Raw genomic sequence first — 2,385 nt, forward strand, 5'->3', positions numbered from 1 at the left:
TGGGAAGTGACGGGCGAGGCGCCCAACGAGATTTTTCATTTCAGCTGGGAAGAATCCAACACCAGCGCAGCGACGCGGCGTCCCGACAGCGATTTCGGCATCATCCTTCTGGACCGCGTCGCGCCGGAAGCGCTCGGCGGCGCCGCGAAGCGGTATTTTACGGAAGGCAGCTACGTCTATGAACTCACCGCGCCGATGGAAACCGTCATCGACATGACGGAACGCGATCGCACCGAAGCGCTCTCGGCGCCGGTGCAGCGGCCGGTCTAACCTCCGCCCGCGTTCCCCGGATGCAGCGCAGCGCGCCGCTACAGAACTCTCCGTCATGCGCGGGCTTGACCCGCGCATCCGTCGCGCTTCACAAGGAGTCTTTCGAAGAATGATGGATTGCCGGGTCAAGCCCGGCAATGACGCTGAGGACCGTCACCCGCCGCTGCCGCCGATCACGGCGCGGACGGTGTTGTCCGGCCCGAAATCTTCCGCGCCGTCGACATAGAGCAGCGCGGAGAGTTTCGAGCGCGCGCGGTTGACGCGGCTCTTGATGGTGCCGACCGCGCACCCGCAAATCGCCGCCGCGTCTTCATAGGAGAAGCCGGAGGCGCCGACCAGGATCAGCGCCTCGCGCTGGTCCTGCGGCAGCTTGTCGAGCGCGGCGCGAAACTCCTCGAATTCGAGATGCGCGTTCTGCGCCGGCTGCGTCTTCAGCGTCTTGGCGTAGCTGCCCTCGGCGTCTTCCACCTCGCGGCGCCGCTTGCGGTAGTCGGAGCGGAACAGGTTGCGCAGGATGGTGAACAGCCACGCCGGCAGGTTGGAGCCGGGCTGGAAGGAGTCGATGTTGGCGAGTGCGCGCAACAGCGTCTCCTGCACAAGGTCGTCGGCGCGGTCGCCATTGCCGCTCAGCGAGATCGCGAAGGCGCGCAGGCTCGGTACCGACGCCAGAATGTCGTCACGCAGTGAGTCCGTGAGAGGCATTTACTCCCTCCCGTTGTTTTTGGCTGGATCGCCCCCGGCGCCCCCCTGCGGTGCATCCAGTTTGCGGATCAGGTCCGCGAAGCGGTCCGGCACGCCCTGGCGCACGACATCGTCGTACATCGCGCGCAACTGGTGGCCGATACGGGATTGAATCTCGGCATTGAGGCCACCCTTGCCGGGCACGCTGCTCTTGCTCGCTTGAGACTTTACATCCTTCATGACCCTGTCCACGTTCCCCAAGAGTTAAGTCCCTCAAAATCAAGGAATATTCCTTGATTCTGGCATGGCGGCCCGATTCGTATGCGGGGCTAATTCCAACCTCGCTCTAAAGTTCCGGGAAAAGGGAACTTTTGTGGCTCAAGGACGTATACAGGCACTTGCAGGGGCCCGGGGCCACCCGATACTTAACCGTTGGTCCCAGACAGACAGATTATGGAGTGGGGATGTCCCGATCACAGCTGGTTGCCGAACATTTACCGTTGCTGCGGCGCTACGCCCGTGCCCTGACGGGAAATCAGGCCTCGGGAGACGCCTATGTGGGCGCCATGCTGGAGGCCCTGTTGCAGGACCAGTCGCTGCTCGACGAGCGGCACGGGCCGCGCGCCGGGCTGTTCCGGCTCTTCACCCAGATCTGGAATTCGGTGTCGCTGAACGAGAACGCCGAGGTGATCCCGCTGTCGAGCCCCTCGGAGCGCCGGCTGTCCAACATTACGGCGCTACCGCGTCAGGCCTTCCTGCTGCTGTCGCTGGAAGGCTTTTCGGAGGAGGAAGTCGGCTTCATCCTCGACAAGGACGTCGCGGAGACCCGAAAACTGGCCGATACCGCGGGCCGCGAAATGGCCGCCGAGATCGCCACCGACGTGCTGATCATCGAGGACGAGACCTTCATCGCGATGGACCTCGAAAGCCTCGTCAAGAATCTCGGTCACAATGTGATCGGCGTGGCGCGCACCCATAGCGATGCCATCGCGCTGGCGAAAAACCGCAAGCCGGGCCTTATTCTGGCCGATATCCAGCTCGCCGACGGCAGTTCCGGCCTCGACGCCGTCAATGAGTTGCTGCGTTCCTTCGAGGTCCCCGTGGTGTTCATCACCGCCTATCCGGAACGCTTCCTGACCGGCGAACGCCCCGAGCCGGCGTTCCTGATCTCAAAGCCGTTCCAGCCCGCGATGGTGTCGGCGGTGGCGAGCCAGGCGCTGTTCTTCCAGCGCAACTCCCGCAACCGGGCGCCGAAGGCGGCGGCGAGCTGATAAAGCTTCTGCTTTTTGAAAGACATTAGCGCCGCGACGATGTTATCGTTGCGGCGCTTCTTTTCGCGTCATCGGTTTGCGGCTTCTTACGTCTGGCTGCGAAGAAAAATCTTGCATTGACGTAATAATGACCGGAGCCCGCTTGGGAAAGCGGGCAATCAAT

At 62.9% G+C, this 2,385-nt stretch carries 4 protein-coding genes; 2 read left to right on the forward strand and 2 right to left on the reverse strand.

What is annotated here, in order from left to right; all coding sequences use genetic code 11:
* Positions 1–270 (forward strand): hypothetical protein (locus VGC56_RS01765; RefSeq protein WP_464122841.1); only part of this gene is annotated, 270 nt, incomplete at its 5' end.
* 153 nt (positions 271–423) lie between these two features.
* On the opposite strand, the gene VGC56_RS01770 is transcribed toward VGC56_RS01765, so the two are convergent.
* The gene (locus tag VGC56_RS01770) at positions 424–972 is read right to left on the reverse strand and encodes a sigma-70 family RNA polymerase sigma factor (RefSeq protein ID WP_464122842.1); all 549 of its coding nucleotides are present in this window, start codon (positions 970–972) and stop codon (positions 424–426) included.
* Positions 973–1,191 carry a NepR family anti-sigma factor gene (locus VGC56_RS01775; protein WP_464122843.1) on the reverse strand — a complete coding sequence of 73 codons (219 nt, stop codon included), beginning with the start codon at positions 1,189–1,191 and terminating at the stop codon, positions 973–975. It lies immediately after the preceding gene.
* A 224-nt stretch (positions 1,192–1,415) separates the two neighbouring features.
* Here VGC56_RS01775 and VGC56_RS01780 point away from each other — a divergent pair, with 224 nt between their 5' ends.
* Positions 1,416–2,222 (forward strand): response regulator, encoded by an 807-nt coding sequence (locus VGC56_RS01780; protein WP_464122844.1) that lies wholly within the window; start codon positions 1,416–1,418, stop codon positions 2,220–2,222.
* Positions 2,223–2,385: the final 163 nt, after the last annotated feature.

The sequence above is a fragment of the Allosphingosinicella sp. genome (assembly GCF_036403745.1).
Classification (GTDB): domain Bacteria; phylum Pseudomonadota; class Alphaproteobacteria; order Sphingomonadales; family Sphingomonadaceae; genus Allosphingosinicella.

Bases quoted from the DNA above. Each gene is read 5' to 3' on its own strand.
- VGC56_RS01770 (WP_464122842.1), bottom strand. From the start codon at position 972: ATGCCTCTCACGGACTCACTGCGTGACGACATTCTGGCGTCGGTACCG.
- VGC56_RS01775 (WP_464122843.1), bottom strand. From the start codon at position 1,191: ATGAAGGATGTAAAGTCTCAAGCGAGCAAGAGCAGCGTGCCCGGCAAG.
- VGC56_RS01780 (WP_464122844.1), top strand. From the start codon at position 1,416: ATGTCCCGATCACAGCTGGTTGCCGAACATTTACCGTTGCTGCGGCGC.